At 63.7% G+C, this 18,578-nt stretch carries 17 protein-coding genes and 1 riboswitch; of the genes, 14 read left to right on the top strand and 3 right to left on the bottom strand.

Features of this window, described 5'->3' with window-relative positions; all coding sequences use genetic code 11:
- Positions 1-265: 265 nt before the first annotated feature.
- The 8 genes from R6254_RS15340 to R6254_RS15305 are packed head-to-tail and all read left to right on the top strand — an operon-like array spanning position 266 to position 8,383.
- On the top strand, positions 266-2,374 hold the full coding sequence (locus R6254_RS15340) for a molybdopterin-containing oxidoreductase family protein (protein ID WP_318408066.1): 2,109 nt from the start codon (positions 266-268) through the stop codon (positions 2,372-2,374).
- A 5-nt stretch (positions 2,375-2,379) separates the two neighbouring features.
- The gene (locus tag R6254_RS15335) at positions 2,380-3,456 is read left to right on the top strand and encodes an aminopeptidase (protein ID WP_318408065.1); all 1,077 of its coding nucleotides are present in this window, start codon (positions 2,380-2,382) and stop codon (positions 3,454-3,456) included.
- Positions 3,457-3,480: 24 nt separating this feature from the next.
- A complete protein-coding gene (locus R6254_RS15330; protein ID WP_318408064.1) occupies positions 3,481-3,813 on the top strand; it encodes a polyhydroxyalkanoic acid system family protein in 333 nt (110 codons plus the stop codon).
- Between the two features lie 6 nt (positions 3,814-3,819).
- Entirely contained in the window at positions 3,820-4,761 is a 942-nt protein-coding gene (locus tag R6254_RS15325) for a LysR family transcriptional regulator (protein WP_318408063.1), read from the top strand.
- A gap of 37 nt (positions 4,762-4,798) precedes the next feature.
- Positions 4,799-6,007 (top strand): CaiB/BaiF CoA transferase family protein, encoded by a 1,209-nt coding sequence (locus R6254_RS15320; protein ID WP_318408061.1) that lies wholly within the window; start codon positions 4,799-4,801, stop codon positions 6,005-6,007.
- Positions 6,004-6,948: a hydroxymethylglutaryl-CoA lyase gene (locus R6254_RS15315; protein ID WP_318408060.1), complete on the top strand. Its 945-nt coding sequence runs from the start codon at positions 6,004-6,006 to the stop codon at positions 6,946-6,948. The genes R6254_RS15320 and R6254_RS15315 overlap by 4 nt, the downstream gene beginning before the upstream one ends.
- Positions 6,945-7,337 (top strand): VOC family protein, encoded by a 393-nt coding sequence (locus tag R6254_RS15310; protein ID WP_318408059.1) that lies wholly within the window; start codon positions 6,945-6,947, stop codon positions 7,335-7,337. The genes R6254_RS15315 and R6254_RS15310 overlap by 4 nt, the downstream gene beginning before the upstream one ends.
- Positions 7,338-7,396: 59 nt before the next feature.
- Positions 7,397-8,383 (top strand): Bug family tripartite tricarboxylate transporter substrate binding protein, encoded by a 987-nt coding sequence (locus R6254_RS15305; RefSeq protein ID WP_318408057.1) that lies wholly within the window; start codon positions 7,397-7,399, stop codon positions 8,381-8,383.
- 517 nt (positions 8,384-8,900) lie between these two features.
- On the opposite strand, the gene R6254_RS15300 is transcribed toward R6254_RS15305, so the two are convergent.
- The gene (locus tag R6254_RS15300; RefSeq protein ID WP_318408056.1) at positions 8,901-10,427 is read right to left on the bottom strand and encodes a wax ester/triacylglycerol synthase family O-acyltransferase; all 1,527 of its coding nucleotides are present in this window, start codon (positions 10,425-10,427) and stop codon (positions 8,901-8,903) included.
- Between the two features lie 208 nt (positions 10,428-10,635).
- Here R6254_RS15300 and R6254_RS15295 point away from each other — a divergent pair, with 208 nt between their 5' ends.
- A complete protein-coding gene (locus R6254_RS15295) occupies positions 10,636-10,890 on the top strand; it encodes an acyl-CoA-binding protein (RefSeq protein WP_318408055.1) in 255 nt (84 codons plus the stop codon).
- 146 nt (positions 10,891-11,036) lie between these two features.
- On the opposite strand, the gene nadA is transcribed toward R6254_RS15295, so the two are convergent.
- Positions 11,037-12,155, bottom strand: coding sequence for a quinolinate synthase NadA (gene nadA / locus R6254_RS15290; protein ID WP_318408054.1), 1,119 nt, complete (start codon positions 12,153-12,155; stop codon positions 11,037-11,039).
- Between the two features lie 8 nt (positions 12,156-12,163).
- A complete protein-coding gene (gene nadC / locus R6254_RS15285) occupies positions 12,164-13,036 on the bottom strand; it encodes a carboxylating nicotinate-nucleotide diphosphorylase (protein ID WP_318408053.1) in 873 nt (290 codons plus the stop codon).
- Positions 13,037-13,160: 124 nt separating this feature from the next.
- Positions 13,161-13,274, top strand: a riboswitch (TPP riboswitch).
- Between the two features lie 95 nt (positions 13,275-13,369).
- Between nadC and thiC the strand changes: the two genes are divergently transcribed.
- The 5 genes from thiC to R6254_RS15260 are packed head-to-tail and all read left to right on the top strand — an operon-like array spanning position 13,370 to position 18,568.
- Positions 13,370-15,271 (top strand): phosphomethylpyrimidine synthase ThiC, encoded by a 1,902-nt coding sequence (thiC, locus tag R6254_RS15280; protein ID WP_318408051.1) that lies wholly within the window; start codon positions 13,370-13,372, stop codon positions 15,269-15,271.
- Positions 15,272-15,299: 28 nt separating this feature from the next.
- The gene (gene thiO / locus R6254_RS15275) at positions 15,300-16,376 is read left to right on the top strand and encodes a glycine oxidase ThiO (RefSeq protein ID WP_412103182.1); all 1,077 of its coding nucleotides are present in this window, start codon (positions 15,300-15,302) and stop codon (positions 16,374-16,376) included.
- On the top strand, positions 16,373-16,582 hold the full coding sequence (gene thiS, locus R6254_RS15270) for a sulfur carrier protein ThiS (protein ID WP_318408048.1): 210 nt from the start codon (positions 16,373-16,375) through the stop codon (positions 16,580-16,582). Before thiO ends, thiS begins: the two co-directional genes overlap by 4 nt.
- Before the next feature lie 7 nt (positions 16,583-16,589).
- Positions 16,590-17,369 carry a thiazole synthase gene (locus R6254_RS15265; protein ID WP_318408047.1) on the top strand — a complete coding sequence of 260 codons (780 nt, stop codon included), beginning with the start codon at positions 16,590-16,592 and terminating at the stop codon, positions 17,367-17,369.
- The gene (locus R6254_RS15260; protein ID WP_318408046.1) at positions 17,366-18,568 is read left to right on the top strand and encodes a thiamine phosphate synthase; all 1,203 of its coding nucleotides are present in this window, start codon (positions 17,366-17,368) and stop codon (positions 18,566-18,568) included. The genes R6254_RS15265 and R6254_RS15260 overlap by 4 nt, the downstream gene beginning before the upstream one ends.
- Positions 18,569-18,578 lie beyond the last annotated feature (10 nt).

Here is an 18,578-nt window from a genome sequence, read left to right as displayed (position 1 = left end):
ATGGCTGCCGGACTGGCGACGCAGACCAGTGCCTGCAGCGCCGTCGGCTCATTTCGGCCTGATTTATGCAATACATTGGCCTTCAGCCCTTACCTCATATGCGCCATCAGCTATAAAAACAATAGCGAATTGCAGCCCAACCTGAAAACCGGCAGGCAACGCCCCCTCCAAGCCACCACGATGACTCCCTTGCCACCGCCGTGCCCGCCAGCAACAAGGCCGCTACGATAAGGGCTGCCCAGGCAAAAAAACCATTGTTTGATTCATGAACCCCACCATCAGCCTCTCCCCCAGTCCCGGCCCCGGCGTGACGCCAGAAACGCTCAAAGTCCGCGGCGCCTGCCCGCATGACTGCCCGGACACCTGCGCCCTGCTGACCACGGTCGAAAACGGCATCGCCCTCAAGGTCCAGGGCAACCCCGATCATGCACAGACCGGCGGCGTGTTGTGCACCAAGGTTGCGCGTTACACCGAACGCAGCTACCACCCCGAACGCATCCTGCAGCCGCTCAAACGTGTAGGGCCCAAAGGTTCGGGTCAGTTTGAGCCCGTCAGTTGGGATGCCGCGCTGGACGAGATTGCCGCCCGGCTGCAGGCGATTGCCGACCGCAACCCCGAGGCCATCGTCCCTTATAGCTACGCCGGCACCATGGGCCTGGTGCAAAGCGAAAGCATGGCGGCGCGTTTTTTCAACCAACTGGGCGCCTCCCTGCTGGACCGCACCATCTGTTCGGCGGCCGGCGGCGAGGCCGTGACGCAAACCCTGGGCGGCAAGGTCGGCATGAAGGTCGAATTTTTTGCCGAAAGCCAGTTGATCATCATCTGGGGCAGCAACTCGATTGCCAGCAACCTGCATTTCTGGCGTTATGTGCAAGAAGCCAAACGCCAGGGCGCGCGCGTGGTTTGTATCGACCCGCGCAAAACCGAAACCGCCGAAAAATGCCACGAACACATCGCGCTGCGGCCTGGCACCGACGCCGCGCTGGCGCTGGGCCTGATGCATGAGTTGATCGTCAACGACTGGCTGGACCACGACTACATCGAAAAACACACGGCCGGCTGGGAGGCCTTGAAAGAACGCGCGCTGGGCTGGCCGCCGGAACGCGCCGCGCAAATTTGCGGCGTGTCGGTGGAACAAATCAAAACCCTGGCGCGCGATTACGGCAACACCAAACCGGCGGCGATACGCCTGAACTACGGCATGCAGCGGGTGCGTGGCGGCGGCAATGCGGCACGCGCGATTGCCTGCCTGCCGGCGCTGACCGGCGCCTGGCGGCAACGCGCAGGCGGCCTGCTGCTCTCAAGCTCGGGCATGTTCCCGGTCAACAAGGCGGCGCTGCAGCGGCCCGACCTGTTGGCCGGACGCTGGCCGCGCACCATCAACATGAGCACCATAGGCAACGACCTGCTGAAGGACAGTTCACCAGCCTTCGGCCCGAAAATCGAAGCGCTGGTGGTTTACAACAGCAACCCGGTGGCGGTCGCGCCCGAGTCCGGCCAGGTGGTGCGCGGTTTTGAACGCGAAGATTTGTTCACCGTGGTGCTGGAGCATTTCCAGACCGACACCGCCGACTACGCCGACTTCATCCTGCCGGCCACCACCCAGCTCGAACACTGGGACATCCACGCCGCCTACGGCCACACCGATGTATTGCTGAACCGCCCGGCGATTGCGCCGCTGGGGCAGGCCCGGCCCAACACCGCGATTTTCCGGGCGCTGGCCACGCGTATGGGTTTCACCGATCCCTGTTTTGCCGACGAGGACGAAACCCTGTGCCGCGCAGCCTTCAGCCACCCGGACGGCGACAAGGTGGACTTCCAGGAATTGTTGGCCAAAGGGTTTGCCACCCTGCCTCTGCCCGATGCCCCGTTTGCCGACGGCCACTTTCCCACACCTTCGGGCAAATGCGAGTTTTTCAGCGAGCGGCTGAGCAAACAAGGCCTGGACGGCCTGCCCGACCATGTGCCCAACTACGAAACCGCCGGCTCGTCGAGCCTTTACCCGCTGGCCATGATTTCGCCGCCGGCGCGCAACTTCATGAACTCCAGCTTCGTCAACGTCAAAAGCCTGCGCGACATCGAAGGGGAACCGCTGCTGGAGATCCATGCCGACGACGCCGCGGCGCGCGGCATCAGCAGCGGCGTCGTCGTCAAGGTGTTCAACCAGCGCGGCGAATACCGCTGCAAAGCCGAGGTGTCTACACGCGCCCGGCCCGGCGTGGTCCACGGCCTGGGCATCTGGTGGCGCAAGCTGGGGCTGGACGGAAGCAACGTGAATCAGCTGACCAGCCAGCAGCTGACCGACCTCGGGCGCGGCCCGGTGTTTTACGACTGTCTGGTCGAAGTGCAACTCGACAGCGCCTCCAGCCTCTAAAGCGGGTGTTTAGCTCACTCCGCACTTCTTTGGCCTTCGCGGCGCTGCTGAGCCTGAGCGGCTGCAGCAGCACGGCGTATTACTGGCAGTCGGTCAGCGGCCACCTGCAGGTGATGAATGCGGCGCGCCCGGTGCAGGACTGGCTGGACGAAAGCCAGACACCCGCCCCTCTCAAGGCCAGACTGGCACTGGCCCAGCGCATACGCCGCTTTGCCGTCAGCGAACTGCAACTGCCCGACAACGCGAGTTACCAGCGTTATGCCGACCTGCACCGCCAGGCCGTGGTCTGGAACGTGACGGCGGCGCCTGCCCTCTCGCTCCAACTGCAGACCTGGTGTTTTCCGGTGGCCGGCTGCGTGGGTTACCGCGGTTATTTTGACGAGGGACAAGCCCGTGCCGAAGCCGCGCGCCTGCAAGCCCAGGGCCTGGACGTCGCCGTGGCAGGCATCCCCGCCTACTCCACCCTGGGCTGGATGAACTGGGCCGGCGGCGACCCCTTGCTCAACACCTTTGTCGCTTATCCCGAGGGCGATCTGGCGCGCCTGATTTTTCACGAGCTGGCGCACCAGGTGCTGTATGTCAAAGACGACACTGTGTTCAACGAGTCTTTTGCGACAGCCGTCGAACGCCTGGGTGTGGTCCGCTGGCTGGCCGCATCCGGCTCCGCCAGCGCGCAGCGCGACTATGCGACGCTGGAAGCCAGGCGCCAACAGTTTCGCGCGCTAATCCAAGCCACACGCCGCCAGCTGGCTGACATTTATGAAGAAAATCAGGCCCCAGCCCTTACCCCTCCTGCGCAACTAGCTATGAAAAAAGTAGCAATTGAGCACTTCCAGGCGCGTTATGCGGACCTCAAGGCCGGCTGGAGCGGCCCGGCCGGCAACACCAGCGCTTATGACCGCTGGGTCGCCCAGGCCAACAACGCCTCCTTTGGCGCCCAGGCCGCCTACGACGAACTGGTGCCCGGCTTTGAAGCGCTGTTTGCGCGCCAGGGCGGCCACTGGCGGGCGTTTTATGATGAGGCCAATCGACTGGCCCGTTTGCCCAAGGACGAACGCCAGAAAATCCTCGCTACACGCTGAAGCCACACACACGGAGACCCCACCATGGCCAACATCCATATCGAACGCAAACACAGCCTGGGCCTGCTCGAAGCGCGCAAAGTCGCCTTCAAGTGGGCCGAGATGGCTGAAGAAAAGTTCGACATGGCCTGCACTTACGAAGAAGGCGAGACCGCCGACCTGGTGAGCTTCACACGTTCCGGCGTCAGCGGCGAACTCAAGGTCACGCCGGACCTGCTGGAAATCGACGCCCAACTGGGTTTTCTGCTCGGCGCCTTCAAGGACAAGATCGAAGGCGAGATCGTGAAAAACCTCGACGCGCTGCTGGCCCAAAAAGCGCCTGCCGCCAAAAAAGCCGCCGCGAAAAAGAAAGCCTGAGCCGGCGTGGCCAGTGCCGCCTACAACCTGGCGAGGTTCGACCTCGTCTCCATCCGCCTGGCGGTGGCCTGCGCCCAGACCGGCAGCCTGACCGCTGCCGCGCGTGACTCCCACCTGGCGCTGGCGGCTGCCAGCCGGCGTATCCGCGAGCTTGAAGGCGCGTTGGGCGACACCTTGTTCGAGCGCCATGCGCGTGGCCTGCTGCCCACGGCGGCCGGCCGCGTTTTTGTCAAACACGGGTTGACCCTGCTGCAAACCATGGAGCACCTGAGCGGCGAACTCGCCGACCTGCGCCAGGGGATTGCGCGCCACATCAGCCTGTGCGCCAGCAGCGCGGCCATCAGCCAGTTCCTGCCGACCTTGCTGGCGCAATACGGCCAGCTGCATCCGCAGGTGCGTGTGGACCTGGAAGAACAGGTCTCGGAAGCCGTGGTGACCACGCTGCGCGAAGGCCGGGCCGATGTCGCCGTGTTTGTCGAAGGGCCGGACACCACCGGCCTGGCCACCCGGCTTTTCCGCGAAGACGAACTGGTGCTGGTGCTGCCCGCCAAGCACCGTCTCGCCGGCAGCAAAACCCCGCTGGCCTTTGTCGATACGCTGGACGAGGAATGGGTCAGCCTGACCGCCGGCGCCGCCATGCTGCAAAAGCAGCAACAAACCGCCCTGGCCGCCAACCGGCCGCTCAAGCTGCGCATGCAGGTGCGCAGCTTTGACGCGGTCTGCCACATGGTGGCCTCGGGCCTGGGCATTGCGGTCTTGCCCAAAGGCGCCAGCCTGCCCATCGTGAAAGGCATGAAACTCGCCTGGCGACCGCTGGCCGACGCCTGGGCGCAGCGCCGCCTGCTGGTGGCCACGGCGGCCGGCCAGAATGATGCGGGCATCCTCGCGTTGGTGGATTTTCTGGCCGAGGCTTCGCAAAACGCGAAGCCCAGGCGCCGCAAGCAGTAATGGACGTCCACGCGCCGCAGCGGCACACTCCGCGGCCATGGACATCTCCTCTTCCTCCGCCGGCCCCTTGGCGGGCCTCAAGGTTCTCGAGCTCGGACAACTGATTGCCGGGCCGTTTGCCGCCAAAACGCTGGCCGACTTTGGCGCCGACGTGGTCAAGATCGAACCGCCGGGCGCGGGCGACCCGCTGCGCAAATGGCGGCTGCTCAAGGACGGCACCTCGGTCTGGTGGCAGGTGCAGTCGCGCAACAAACGTTCGCTGGCGCTGGACCTCAAGATGCCCGAAGCGCAGGACATTGTGCGCAAGCTGGCGACCGAGTCCGACGTGTTGATCGAGAACTTCCGCCCCGGCGCCATGGAAGGCTGGGGCCTGGGGCCTGACGACTTACTCAAGCTCAACCCGCGCCTGATCATGCTGCGTATCAGCGGTTACGGCCAAACCGGGCCTTACCGCGACCGGCCCGGCTTTGGCGTCGTGGCCGAAGCCATGAGCGGCCTGCGGCATCTGACCGGCGAGCCCGGACGGGTGCCGGTGCGCGTCGGCGTCAGCATAGGTGACACCCTGGCCGCCTTGCACGGCGTGATCGGCATCCTGCTGGCGCTGCAGCACCGCCATGCCTCCGGCCAGGGCCAGGTGATCGATGTGGCGCTGTACGAAGCGGTCTTCAATTGCATGGAAAGCCTGTTGCCGGAGCACAGCGCTTTCGGCGCAGTGCGTGGCCCGGCCGGCAGCGCCCTGCCCGGCATCGCACCCAGCAATGCCTACCGCTGCAAGGATGGCGGTTATGCACTGATCGCCGGCAACGGCGACAGCATTTTCAAACGCCTGATGGCGGTGATAGGCCGCGAGGATCTGGGTGCCGACCCGCTCCTGTCTGACAACGCCGGCCGTGTGGCACGTGTGGCCGAGATCGACGAAGCCATCGGCCAGTGGGCCGCACAGCGTACGGTGGACGAGGTGCTGGTGCTGCTGGACAAAGCCTCGGTGCCGGCAGGCCGCATCTACAGCGTGGCCGATATTGCGGCCGACCCGCATTACCAGGCGCGCGGCATGTTGGGCCAGGTGTTGATGGACGACGGCAGCAGCCTGATGGTGCCCGGCATTGTGCCCAAGCTGTCGGCCACCCCGGGCGGCCACAGGCGCAACGCCCCCGCACTGGGCCAGGACAGCGACGCCGTGCTGCAGGAGCTCGGCCTCACCCCGCAACAAATCCAGGGTCTGAAAGACAAGGGCATCGTGTCATGAAACAACGCATTTATTTCAACGAAGTCGCCACACGCGACGGTTTCCAGATCGAGCCAACTTTTATCCCGACCGACACCAAGGTGGCGCTGGTCGACGCCCTGAGTGAATGCGGCTACGCCAAGATCGAGGTCACCTCCTTCACCTCGCCCAAGGCCATCCCCATGTTGCGCGACGCCGACGAGGTCATGGGCCGGATCCGCCGCGTACCGGGTGTCGAATACACGGTGCTGGTGCCCAACTTGCGCGGTGCGGAGCGCGCGCTGGAGGCCAAAGCCGACGAACTCAACCTCGTCATGTCCACCTCCGAGACACACAACCTCGCCAACCTGCGCATGCCCATGGCGCGCAGCTTTGCGGCCCTGTCGGAAGTGATCCAGCTTGTGGCTGGACGCACACCCATCAATGTCTCGCTCTCGTGCTGCTTTGGCTGCCCCATGGAAGGCGATGTACCGCTGGAAAGCGTGCTGGACTGGGTCAGCCGTTTTGCCGACCAGGGCGTGCGCGGCGTGACCATTTGCGACACCACCGGCATGGCCCATCCAGCCCAGGTCAGCCGCATGGTGGAAGCTTTGCAAGCGCGCTTTGCCGAACTGCAACTGACCCTGCATTTTCACAACACGCGTGGCATGGGCCTGGCCAATGTACTGGCCACGGTGCAAGGCGGTATCACGCGTTTTGACGGTTCACTGGGCGGCCTGGGCGGCTGTCCTTACGCGCCAGGCGCCAGTGGCAACATCAGCAGCGAAGACGCCATCCACATGCTGGATGCCATGGGCTACGACACCGGCATCGACCTGCCCAAGCTGCTGGCGATTGCGCGCCAGATGCCGGACATCGTTGGCCATGAAGTCCCCGGCCAGGTCGCCAAGGCCGGACGGATTGGCGACCTGCATCCGGCGCCGGCCTTTGTGGCGGAGCTGCGGGAACAGTTCGCGTTGTGATCAACCGTATCGATCATCTAGTGCTGACCACGGCCCATGAAGCCGCCTGCGTGGACTTCTACACGCGGGTGTTAGGCATGGCGCTGGAAAGTTTTACCGGCGGCACACCACCGGTCGAACGCAAGGCCTTCAAGTTCGGCCAGCAGAAAATCAACCTGCATGTCAAAGGCGCGGAGTTCGAACCCAAGGCGCATCTGCCGGTGCCGGGTTCGCTGGACCTGTGTTTGATCGCCAGTGTTCCCTTGCAAGAGGTCATAGCCCGGCTGCAGCGGGCACACTGGCCGATTGTCGAAGGCCCGGTCCTGCGCACGGGCGCCACGCAAAAAATCCGCTCGGTTTATGTCCGTGACCCGGACCTGAACCTGATTGAAATTTCCGAACTGGCCTGAGGGCCAGCAGCACCACTTTTGTATTTCTTTTTCCCATCCAAAACTATCCGGAGACAAACATGACCCCGATTTCAAGAAGAACACTGATCACAGGTGCAGCCGCAGCAGCCACCACCGGTGCCGCGACCTTCATGGGCAGCGCTTTTGCACAGTCCGCAGGCCGGCCCATCACATTGGTGGTGCCCACCCCGGCGGGAGGCACCACCGACATTTCGGCGCGCCTGCTGGCCGAACCCCTGGGCAAAATCCTGGGCGTCCCGGTCGTGGTGGACAACCGCGGTGGGGCCAACGGCAACATCGCTGGCCAGATGGTCGCCCGCGCACCCGCCGACGGCAACACCTTCCTGGTGCAATATTCGGGCTACCAGAGCATCACGCCGCTGCTGCAGCCGGTGGCAGGTTTTGATCCCGGCCAGGACCTAAAAGCCATCGCCCACCTGATTGATGCGCCACAGCTGATGGTGGTGCGCAACAATTTCCCGGCCAACACCTTTGCCGAGTTCATCAAATACGCCAAGGCCAACCCCGGCAAGGTCAACTACGCGTCCAGCGGCAACGGCTCGCTGCAACATGTGACCACGGAATTGCTCAAGGACCTGACCAAGACCTACATGACCCATATTCCGTACCGCGGCACCGGTCAGGCGCTGACCGACTTGCTCAGCGGCACGGTGGACTTCACCATCACCACACCGCCGCCCCTGTTGCCGCATATCCGCTCCGGCAAACTCCGGGCGCTGATGGTGACAGGCCGCACGCGCCTGGCGGCCCAGCCCGATGTCCCCACCGCCACAGAACAAGGTGTGCCCCTGGTCGCGTCCTCCTGGTTTGCGGTGTATGGCCCGAACGGCATCCCCAGCGAAACATTGGCCCGGGTTACCGCCGCCATCAAACAGGTGGTGGAGTCCGAGCAGTTCCGTAAACGCGCCGAAGAACAAGGCGCCAAGGCCGTGTTTCTGAACGGCACGGAACTGGCCAAACTGGCCAGCGATGAACGCGGCATGTGGGGCCGCATCATCAAGGTGTCGGGGATCAAGGCGGATTGAGGATTTCTCGGGTCCGTTTCCGGCATCACGCTGCGTTTGCAGTTTGCCGCTGGCAGTAGGACTGACTCCCCACTCCCACCCCTAACCCCTCCCTCGCCCCGCTGGGCGATGGAGGGGGACTTCATTTGGCCGCGTGTGCTGCGCTCGCGTGCATGAATCGCAGTCTCTTTGCAGCCGATGCACCACAGTGTCCCTTTGCCCCAGCACCTCCACCATACAAGCACCGCAGGTTGCCCCGTAGCGCAGCGCAGGGACGCAGACAGCGGGGTCGCCTTTTCTTTGCTTACTTTCTTTTGGCGAAGTGTATGGACCGTCCACCATGTGCACGGTCCATACAGCGAAGCAAAAGAAAGTGAGTTGCCGCCGGGCAACCCCGGCCTGCAGGCAAACAACAAACAGCAGAATCAAAGAAGACGTTGAAGAAACCCGTCTGAAACGAGAAGAACGCTATAAATTCAATAGCTGCTGGCGCCCGAAGGATAAGGGCTAGAGCCCTAAAAAGCTTAAGGATTTGCCTTTATTCGCCCCAAGGCAACATCAAGGTCACGATAGACAGTTTGGCAAACTCCGGCACAAACTCATCAATGATGCGTTGCGGATCGGGACACAAGGTGCTGTCGGTGATCACGCCAAACTGCACACCACCGCCGTAACTCAGAATCGACACCCCCAGCCCGACATCGCCAGACTGCGGCACCCAGAACATGCTTTGCTCCAGGGTGGCGCCGCAGAACTTGAGTTTTTCGCGCGGGCCCGGCACGTTGGTCATCACGGCCGTGGTTTTTTTGGAGAACAGATTGAGCATGGCGTCCTGCGCCGGCTTGATCAGCAAGCCGGCAATCGCCAGCAGGCTGAAGGCCAGCAGTGGCTGGTAGCTGCCTTTGAGCGCGGCCATGCGGCGGCGCACTTCATAAACACGCTCAATCGGGTTGTCGACACCAATCGGCAACACCAGCGGTACCAGGCCAAAACGGTTGCCCAGCTTGTAAGCCTGCTCCATGGGCCGCAGGTTGACCGGCACCATGGCGCGGATCTCCTGGCCCTGGACGTCATCGCCATGGGATTTGAGGTATTCGCCGATGGCGCCGGCCACACAACTGAGCAACACATCGTTGATCGAGCAGTTCAGCGCCTTGCCCACGGCCTTGACCTCGTCCAGCGGGATCGGCTGGCACCAGGCAACTTTTTTGGTTTTACCGGGTTTGCCCTTGAGCCGCGTTTTGGAGTCGTCCGGCATCAGCGCCAGCGCCGCGCCGTCTTTCAGCACCTGCAACATCACCTTGGCCATGTCCAGCGAGCCCGCCATGCCTTTGTGCGGATCGCTCAGCAGGTTCAGGGACTTGACGGCACCCTCGCCGGCGGCGCCCAGGGCCTTGACCGTCAGGTCGGTGAAGGGCTTGAGCAGCGTGTCGGCGATCCAGTCCTCGGCACCGCCGCTGCTCGCTTCTTTTCTTCTGCGTTCAGGCGGCGGCAGCCCGCCGTCCACCAGGGACATGGTCACCGAAATCAGCGCAATGCCGTCGGCGATGCAATGGTGGATGCGCACAATCATGGCGCTGCCCTTGATACCGTCCGGCCCGGTGTAATCCTCGACCAGATGGATTTGCCAGAGCGGGCGTTTGCGGTCCAGCGGCTGCATCGCCAGTTCGGCGACGCGGTCCTGCAACGCTTCCTGCTCCCGGCCTTTGGCCACCTTGGGCAGTTTTTCCGCGATGACGTGGTTTTTCAGGTCAAAGTAGCGGTCGTCCACCCAGGTGGCGCCGGCGGCGTCTTCGATCACACGCTGCTTGAAACGCGCGTATTTGAGCAAGCTGTTTTCGAGGCGTTCACACACGGCCGCGTGGCTCACGCCGGGCTGCAGCGACCAGACGCCAACAATCATCATCAGGTTGGACGCGGTGTCCATGCGCAGCCAGGCGGTGTCCACCTTGCTCATGCGTTCGCCGGACAAGCCCAGGGTCCCGGATACGGCACGTGTCACGTTTTTTTGCACGTTCTGCGCGACTTTTTTGCCTGCGGCCTGGGCCGATACGCGTGTGACCATAAAAACTCCAACGTCATTGAAAGGTACGAAGTGGCCATTTTTCGCAGGGCCGCCCCAAGAAAAATGAACCCCCTCGGGGACAGCGCAGTACACCCAGTGACAAGCGTGGGGGTGATCTCTCTATTTTGCAGGTAAGGAGATGGCTAAGATACCGGGCAGTTACCCCAAGCACCTCTTTGGTGACCCCTTCCAGAAACGGAGCCTCTTCATGTCAGATCTCAAAGCCGCCTTCGATAAAGCCATGGCCGATTCCAAAAACCTCAGCGAGCGGCCCGACAACGCCACTTTGCTGAAAATTTATGCCCTCTACAAGCAGGGCAGCGCCGGCGACAACGCCGACAAAAAACCGGGTTTTGGCGACATGGTGGCCCGCGCCAAGTGGGACGCCTGGAACGGCCTGAAGGGCACCTCGTCGGAAGAGGCGATGCAGCAATACGTTGACCTGATTGAGTCCTTGAGCTGATTCCGCAGTGCGATTTGAGCCTGCCGGGTCTCGGCCCGGCGGCTACCTCGCTATCTTTTGCCTCGCGGGGCCTGTGAAGGCTTGGAGGCGGGCGCCACGAATGCGCCCGGCGGCCAACCGCAAACCGCCAATGCCGCGTGAAGCGGCTAAGCCGCCCCCATCCTCGGAACCAGCCCCCCCGCAGGCTGCCCCGCTTTCAACGCCGCGGTAAACGCCAGCATGCGGTCTATCGGCAAACGTGCCCGCAGGCCCAGCGCCGGGTCCACATGCACCTCCGGGTTCAAGGTCTGCAGTGCCTGCGCCACGCCAGCCAGCCCGTTCATCGCCATCCAGGGGCAATGTGCGCAGCTTTTGCAGGTGGCACTTTCGCCGGCCGTTGGCGCTTCGATGAAAATTTTTCCAGGGTTCAGCGTGCGCAGTTTGTGCATCATGCCGCTGTCGGTCGCAACGATGAACTCCGGTGCGTCCATCTCGTGCGCAGCCTTCAGGATGGCCGAGGTCGACCCCACGGCATCGGCCAGCGCGATCACATCGGCGGGCGATTCGGGGTGTACCAGCACCCTGGCCTTCGGGTGTTCTTTTTTGAGCACCTCCAGCTCGAAGGCCTTGAATTCGTCGTGCACGATACAACTGCCGTTCCACATCAACATATCGGCGCCGGTTTCGCGCTGGATGTAGCCGCCCAGGTGTTTGTCGGGCGCCCAGAGAATTTTCTGGCCCTGCTCTTTCAGCGCCCGCACAATGTCCAGTGCGCAGCTCGAGGTCACCAGCCAGTCGGCGCGCGCTTTCACCGCGGCGCTGGTGTTGGCGTAGACCACCACGGTGCGGTCCGGGTGGGCATCACAAAACGCGCTGAACGCGTCCACCGGGCACCCCAAGTCCAGCGAACAAGTCGCCTCCAGGTCGGGCATCAACACGGTTTTTTCGGGCGAGAGAATTTTGGCGGTCTCGCCCATAAAACGCACGCCCGACACCACCAGCGTGCTCGCTGCATGGTCCCGGCCAAAACGCGCCATCTCCAGCGAGTCACTGACCAGGCCGCCGGTTTCTTCGGCCAGGTCCTGCAGGTCCGGGTGTACGTAATAGTGCGACACCATGACCGCGTTGCGCTCTTTGAGCAGGCGGCGAATCTGGTCTTTCAGGGCCGCGCGTTCATCGGGTGCTGGCTCCACCGGCACACGCGCCCAGGCGTGACGCGTCGGGCACGCGGGTTGTTCGTAGTCGATGCGGATCAGGGGATGAACAGGGTTTTGTACGTCAGTCATGCCGGGACTCACAGTTGCGCAAAACGCATGGAAAAATCAATCGCCTTGATGTCTTTGGTCAAAGCCCCGATCGAGATGCGGTCCACCCCGGTGGCGGCAAAACCGGCCACGGTGTCCAGGCTCACACCACCCGAAACTTCCAGAATCGCCCGCCCTGCCGTGATCTGCACCGCCTCACGCAACTGGGCCAGGGCCATGTTGTCCAGCAGAATCATGCGGGCGCCGGCCTCCAGGGCTTCCCGCAACTGGACCAGGGTCTCCACCTCGATCTCAACAAACGCCGCGCGGCCCGCCACCTCGGCGGTGCGTTGCAACACGGCGCTGATACCGCCGGCCGCTGCAATATGGTTTTCCTTGATCAACACCGCGTCGTACAGGCCGATGCGGTGATTGACCCCACCGCCGCAACGCACGGCGTATTTCTGCGCCAGCCGCAGGCCGGGCAGGGTTTTGCGGGTGTCCACAATGCTGGCTCGGTTTCCCGGCACCGCTTGCACGGTCTGCACGTACACCGCCGTTTGTGTGGCCACGGCGCTGAGCAGTTGTAAAAAATTGAGCAAAGTCCGCTCGGCACTCAGCAGTGCGCGGGACAAGCCCTTGATCTCCAGGACGACCTGGTTGGCCTCGCAGCGCTGGCCATCACGCACATGCCAGATCAGTTCGGCCTGCGGGTCCAGCCGCTGCAGGGTGGCCTCCACCCAGGGCAGGCCGCAAATCACCGCGGCCTCCCGCGCCAGCACGCGGGCGTGGCTGCGCCGCGCGGGATCAATCAGACCGGCGGTCAGGTCGCCGGACCCCAGGTCTTCGGTCAGCGCACGCTCAACATCGGCCAGTGCAAGGACAGCAACACTGGCGGTGGAAAAATCAAACAAGGCATTCATGGGTTCATCGCTGGAAGGAAATCTTGGCGGCAAGCATAGCGGCTTCGCAGCCCCTATTTTGGTTGGCACGCTATCAGCACGATCACAAAAGGGGTTTGAGCACCGAGAGCGCCTGTACTAGAATGGAACGGCTCCGGGGTGCTGCCCGACCATTGTGGTCGAGCCGCTGAGATGGCCAGGCCAAACCCGTGAACTTGAATCGGTTCGTACCGACGTAAGAAGAGCTGACAGCCAGCGGACCTCCGCTTGCCCGTCAACGATCAAAACCACCCGGCTGGTTTTGGCCACACCTTCGGAGCATTTTGTGTTTCAACACACCACAAGGATGCCCCGATGAATGCGCCTGATCAATTCGCCCAGTTGCTGTCCCTGACACGTGAGCCTTTTCCCGCGTCACGCAAGATTTACCTGCCCGGTCAGCGCCACCCCGACCTGCGTGTGCCCATGCGCGAAGTCAGCCTGAGCAACGGGGAATCCGCCACGCTTTACGACACCTCCGGGCCCTACACCGATCCAGCCGCCGACATCGACGTGCGCCGTGGGCTCCAGGCCTTGCGCGCACCCTGGATTGCCGCACGCGGCGACACAGAAATTTACATCGGCCGCACGGCCCAGGCCGTTGACGATGGCACGCGTCGGGAAGACCGCACCGACCCGCACGACCCCGAAGCCCAACGCATCGCCGCCCTGCGTGCCCAGGCTGCCGGTCTGCAACGCACACCGCGCCGCGCCAAGGTCGGCGCCAACGTCAGCCAGATGCATTACGCGCGCCGCGGCATCATCACCCCCGAGATGGAATACATCGCGCTGCGTGAAAACACCAAACGCGCGTGGATGGCCGAGTACCTGGATGACACCGAACGGGCCAGCCGCGTGCGCGGCAACCCCATGGGCGCGCAACTACCCGCATTTGTGACGCCTGAGTTTGTGCGTGACGAAGTCGCGCGGGGCCGCGCCATCATCCCGGCCAATATCAACCACCCCGAAGTCGAACCCATGATCATTGGCCGCAACTTCCTGGTGAAGATCAACGCCAACATTGGCAACTCGGCGGTCACGTCCAGCATTGAAGAGGAAGTGGAAAAGCTGGTCTGGGCGATTCGCTGGGGCGCCGACAATGTGATGGATTTGTCGACCGGCAAAAATATCCACACCACACGCGACTGGATCATCCGCAACTCGCCGGTGCCCATAGGCACGGTGCCGATTTACCAGGCGCTGGAAAAGGTAGGCGGCATTGCCGAAGAACTGACGTGGGAGATTTACCGCGACACCTTGATCGAGCAGGCCGAACAAGGCGTGGACTACTTCACCATCCACGCCGGCGTGCGTTTGCCTTTTATCCCCATGACGGCCAAACGCCGCACCGGCATTGTTTCGCGTGGCGGCGCCATCCTGGCCAAGTGGTGTATTTCCCACCACAAGGAAAACTTTCTGTACACGCACTTCGAAGAGATTTGCGAGATCATGAAAAGTTATGACGTGAGTTTTTCGTTGGGTGATGGCCTGCGTCCCGGTTCGGGCGCCGACGCCAACGACGAAGCCCAGTTTGCCGAGTTGCGCACCCTGGGCGAGTTGACCCAGATCGCCTGGAAACACGATGTGCAAACCATGATCGAAGGCCCCGGCCATGTGCCCATGCACATGATCCAGGCCAACATGGACGAGCAGCTCAAACATTGCCACGAAGCGCCTTTTTACACGCTGGGCCCGCTGACCATCGACATTGCGCCGGGCTACGACCACATCTCCAGCGCGATTGGCGCGGCGATGATAGGCTGGTTCGGCACCGCCATGTTGTGTTACGTCACGCCCAAGGAACACCTGGGTCTGCCAGACCGGAACGACGTCAAGCAGGGCATCATTGCCTACAAGATCGCGGCGCACGCGGCCGACGTGGCCAAGGGGCACCCGGCCTCGCGGGCGCGTGACGAAGCCTTGTCCAAGGCGCGCTTTGAGTTTCGCTGGCACGACCAGTTCAACCTGTCGCTGGACCCGGACACCGCGCGCGAGTTTCACGATGAAACCTTGCCCAAGGAAGTCAGCAAGGTCGCGCATTTCTGCTCCATGTGTGGGCCCAAATTCTGCTCGATGAAAATCAGCCAGGAAGTGCGCGAGTTTGCGGCGCAGCAGGGCATTGGAGAGGCCGCGGCACTGGCGCAGGGAATGCAGGCAAAATCGGCCGAGTTCCGCGAAGGCGGCAGCGAAATGTACATCCCCATCCAGAAACTTTGAACCCGCGATGAAAAGGGCGAACATCACCATGCACATCGGCATCGCAGGCGCAGGCCTGCTCGGACGGCTGCTGGCTTTCGAGCTGGCCAGGGCCGGCCATTCGGTCGAGGTTTTCGACCCCGCGTCCGGCCCGCAGGCCCCCCCCGCCGGTCCGGGTGCCGCACCGCGCGCCGCCGGCTGGACCGCCGCCGGCATGCTCAGCCCCACGGCCGAACTGGAGTCGGCCGACGCCCATGTTTTTGCACTGGGCTTGCGCTCGCTGGCCTTGTGGCCGGACATCGTGGCGGCCCTGGGCCAACCGGTCGAGTTGCATCAGCGCGGCAGCCTGCTGGTCGCCCACCGCGGCGACGAAGGCGCAGCCCGCCGCGTGGTGGACCTGCTGCAGCACAAGGCGCCAGCCGGTCACACGCCGCAGGCGCTGGACGCCGCGGCGTTGCGCGAACTCGAACCCGCGCTACACGGCGCAGCCCATGCCTGGTTGTTGCCGCACGAAGGACAAATCCACACCGTGCAGGCCATGGCGGCCCTGGCCCACGCGGCCAGCGCCGCGGGCGCACGCTGGCATTGGGGCGTGACGGTGAGTCGGCTGCAGGCCGGCGAAATCCACACGCCGCAAGGCCTACACCGCTTCGACTGTGTGTTCGACGTACGCGGCACCGGCGCGCGGCCTGAACCAGCCCGCAGCGAACAGGACCCGGGGTTCACGCCGGAGGTGCGAGGCGTGCGCGGCGAAATCATCTGGCTGCATGCACCTGACGTGGTGCTGCGGCGGCCGGTGCGCCTGCTGCACCCGCGGCACCGGGTCTACCTGGTACCACGCGAGGGCGGGCACATTGTGGTCGGCGCCAGCGAAATCGAAAGCGAAGACCGCTCGCCGATCTCGCTGCGCAGCATGGTGGAGTTGCTGGCGGCCGCACACAGCATTGTTCCCGAGCTGGCCGAAGCACGGATTGTTCACACGGAAACCAACCTGCGCCCCGCTCTGCCCGATAATCTGCCGCGCGTCGAACAAAGCGCTGGGCTGGTCCGCATCAACGGCCTGTTCAGGCACGGCTGGCTGATTGCGCCCGCCCTGGTCGAAGAAACGCTCAACAATCTGGCATGAACCCTATCAACATCACACTCAACGGCGAAGCCCGGCAAGTCCCGGCAGGCAGCACGCTGGCCGACGCACTGGCGGCCAGCGGCCAGCCCGCGCAGTCCTTCGCCAGCGCCGTCAACGGCGAATTCGTTGCGCGCGATGCGCGTGCATCCACACCACTGACGGAAGGCGATGCCGTTTTCACGTTCCAGGCCATCACGGGAGGCTAGTAGTAACATGACTTTTCACATCGCAGGCGTCGAGCTGGGCAGCCGCTTTTTTCTCGGCACCGCCAGCTACCCCTCGCCCTTAGCCTTGCAGCAAGCGATTGCGGCCTCGGGCGCCGAGGTCGTCACCGTGGGACTCAAGCGCCAGTTGGCTGCGGGCGGCGGCACCCAGAACGATTTTTACAAACTGATCCGCGACAGCGGTGCCCGCCTGCTGCCCAACACCGCCGGCTGCCGCAGCGCACGGGAAGCCATCACACTCTCGCAGATGGCTCGCGAGTTGTTCGGCACGAACTGGATCAAGCTCGAAGTGGTTGGTGACGAACACACCTTGCAGCCCGACCCTTTTGAGCTGGTCACCGCAGCCGCCGAGCTGGTGCGCGACGGCTTCGAAGTGTTTCCTTATTGCACCGACGACCTGGTCAGCTGCCAGCGCCTGCTGGACGCCGGTTGCCGCATCCTCATGCCCTGGGGCGCACCCATAGGTTCCGGCCAGGGGCTGGTCAACCCGTATGCGCTGCGCACCCTGCGCGCGCGCCTGCCCGACGTGCCGCTGATTGTGGACGCCGGCATCGGCTCCCCGGCCGACGCGGTGCAGGCCATGGAACTCGGTTATGACGCGGTGCTGCTCAACTCGGCCGTGGCCCATGCGCGCGACCCGGTACAGATGGCGCGTGCTTTCAAACTCGGCATCGAGTCCGGGCGACTGGCTTACGAGGCCGGCATCATGGCGCAGCAGGACATGGCGGTTGCCTCCACACCGGTGACGGGCCGGCCCTTCATCCTGTGAGCGCCGTCCCTACACCCCAGGTCTGGACCTTTGCCGACAACGCAAGGGAACTGAAGCAACTGTTGCAGCAGTCCGGCCATGGGCAAGCCCGACGGCCCGCCCTGCTCTGCCTGAGTCGCAGCGAAGCGGCCACGCTGTTGGGCCTGCCGGCGCTGGACAACCCAGAAGCCATAGCACAAGCCGCAGCCAGCTTGCGCGCCTCAGCATGCGAGGCCGTTGTGATCACCGGCGACGAGGCCGACTATGCCGACACGCCGCAGGCCAGCGGCTGGTTGAGCCGGTCCGCCACGTCTGCCGAAGCGCCCGCCCACCCCGATGCGAACAATGTGTTCGCCGATACCGCAGCCCAAGCGCTGGCGTGCGGTTTTGTCGCCATGGAGGCCATCATCCTGGCCTGCATGGCGAGAAGTGATGCCTTGAGCCAAGGGACGGCCCTGCCCCGCCCCGACTTTGCCCAACACAGCCGAAACTTGCCGGACTTCAGCCTGCCAGTGCCCACAACGGTCCGTAGCTTTGCAGCGCTCAGCGATGTCGACCTGGGCCTGTACGCCGTGGTCGACAGTGCCGACTGGATTGAACGTGTGGTCGCCGCCGGCGTGCGCACCGTGCAGTTGCGAATCAAGGACGCCGAGGCGCCGGAACACCGCGACTTTGTGCGCGCGCAGATCCGCCAGAGCATTCGCGCCGCCACCGCCGCCGGCGCGCAGTTGTTTATCAACGACCACTGGCAACTCGCGATCGAAGAAGGCGCTTACGGCCTCCACCTGGGGCAGGAAGACCTGCACATCGCCGACCTGGCCGCCATCCATGCTGCCGGGCTGCGACTGGGCATCAGCACCCATGCCTATTGGGAAGTCTGCCGCGCCTGGGCGCTGCAGCCCAGTTATATCGCCTGCGGCCCGATCCATCCGACCTTTGCCAAAGACATGCCCTGGATTCCCCAAGGCAACGGCAACCTGGCTTACTGGCGGACACTGCTGCCAACACCCGTGGTCGGCATCGCCGGCATGGACGTGACACGCACCGAAGAAGCCGCGCGATGCGGCGTTGCCGGTGTGGCCGTGATCAGCGCCATCACGGCAGCAGCATCGCCCGAAACCGCGATTGCACAATTGCAGCAAGCCATCCAGCGTGGCAGAACGCTGCCGCCAAGCCTGGCGCCGCTGCTGCCAAAATCGACCCTTTCTCTGACCTCTTGACTCTTCAGGA

This window comes from Polaromonas potterensis (genome assembly GCF_033446725.1).
GTDB lineage: Bacteria > Pseudomonadota > Gammaproteobacteria > Burkholderiales > Burkholderiaceae_C > Polaromonas.
This window is presented reverse-complemented; position numbering and strand designations above follow the sequence as displayed.

Excerpts from the sequence above, each read along its gene's own strand:
- R6254_RS15340 (WP_318408066.1), top strand. The coding sequence starts at position 266 with ATGAACCCCACCATCAGCCTCTCCCCCAGTCCCGGCCCCGGCGTGACG.
- R6254_RS15330 (WP_318408064.1), top strand. The coding sequence starts at position 3,481 with ATGGCCAACATCCATATCGAACGCAAACACAGCCTGGGCCTGCTCGAA.
- R6254_RS15320 (WP_318408061.1), top strand. The coding sequence starts at position 4,799 with ATGGACATCTCCTCTTCCTCCGCCGGCCCCTTGGCGGGCCTCAAGGTT.
- R6254_RS15315 (WP_318408060.1), top strand. The coding sequence starts at position 6,004 with ATGAAACAACGCATTTATTTCAACGAAGTCGCCACACGCGACGGTTTC.
- R6254_RS15305 (WP_318408057.1), top strand. The coding sequence starts at position 7,397 with ATGACCCCGATTTCAAGAAGAACACTGATCACAGGTGCAGCCGCAGCA.
- R6254_RS15300 (WP_318408056.1), bottom strand. The coding sequence starts at position 10,427 with ATGGTCACACGCGTATCGGCCCAGGCCGCAGGCAAAAAAGTCGCGCAG.
- R6254_RS15295 (WP_318408055.1), top strand. The coding sequence starts at position 10,636 with ATGTCAGATCTCAAAGCCGCCTTCGATAAAGCCATGGCCGATTCCAAA.
- nadA (WP_318408054.1), bottom strand. The coding sequence starts at position 12,155 with ATGACTGACGTACAAAACCCTGTTCATCCCCTGATCCGCATCGACTAC.
- nadC (WP_318408053.1), bottom strand. The coding sequence starts at position 13,036 with ATGAATGCCTTGTTTGATTTTTCCACCGCCAGTGTTGCTGTCCTTGCA.
- thiC (WP_318408051.1), top strand. The coding sequence starts at position 13,370 with ATGAATGCGCCTGATCAATTCGCCCAGTTGCTGTCCCTGACACGTGAG.
- thiO (WP_412103182.1), top strand. The coding sequence starts at position 15,300 with ATGCACATCGGCATCGCAGGCGCAGGCCTGCTCGGACGGCTGCTGGCT.
- thiS (WP_318408048.1), top strand. The coding sequence starts at position 16,373 with ATGAACCCTATCAACATCACACTCAACGGCGAAGCCCGGCAAGTCCCG.
- R6254_RS15265 (WP_318408047.1), top strand. The coding sequence starts at position 16,590 with ATGACTTTTCACATCGCAGGCGTCGAGCTGGGCAGCCGCTTTTTTCTC.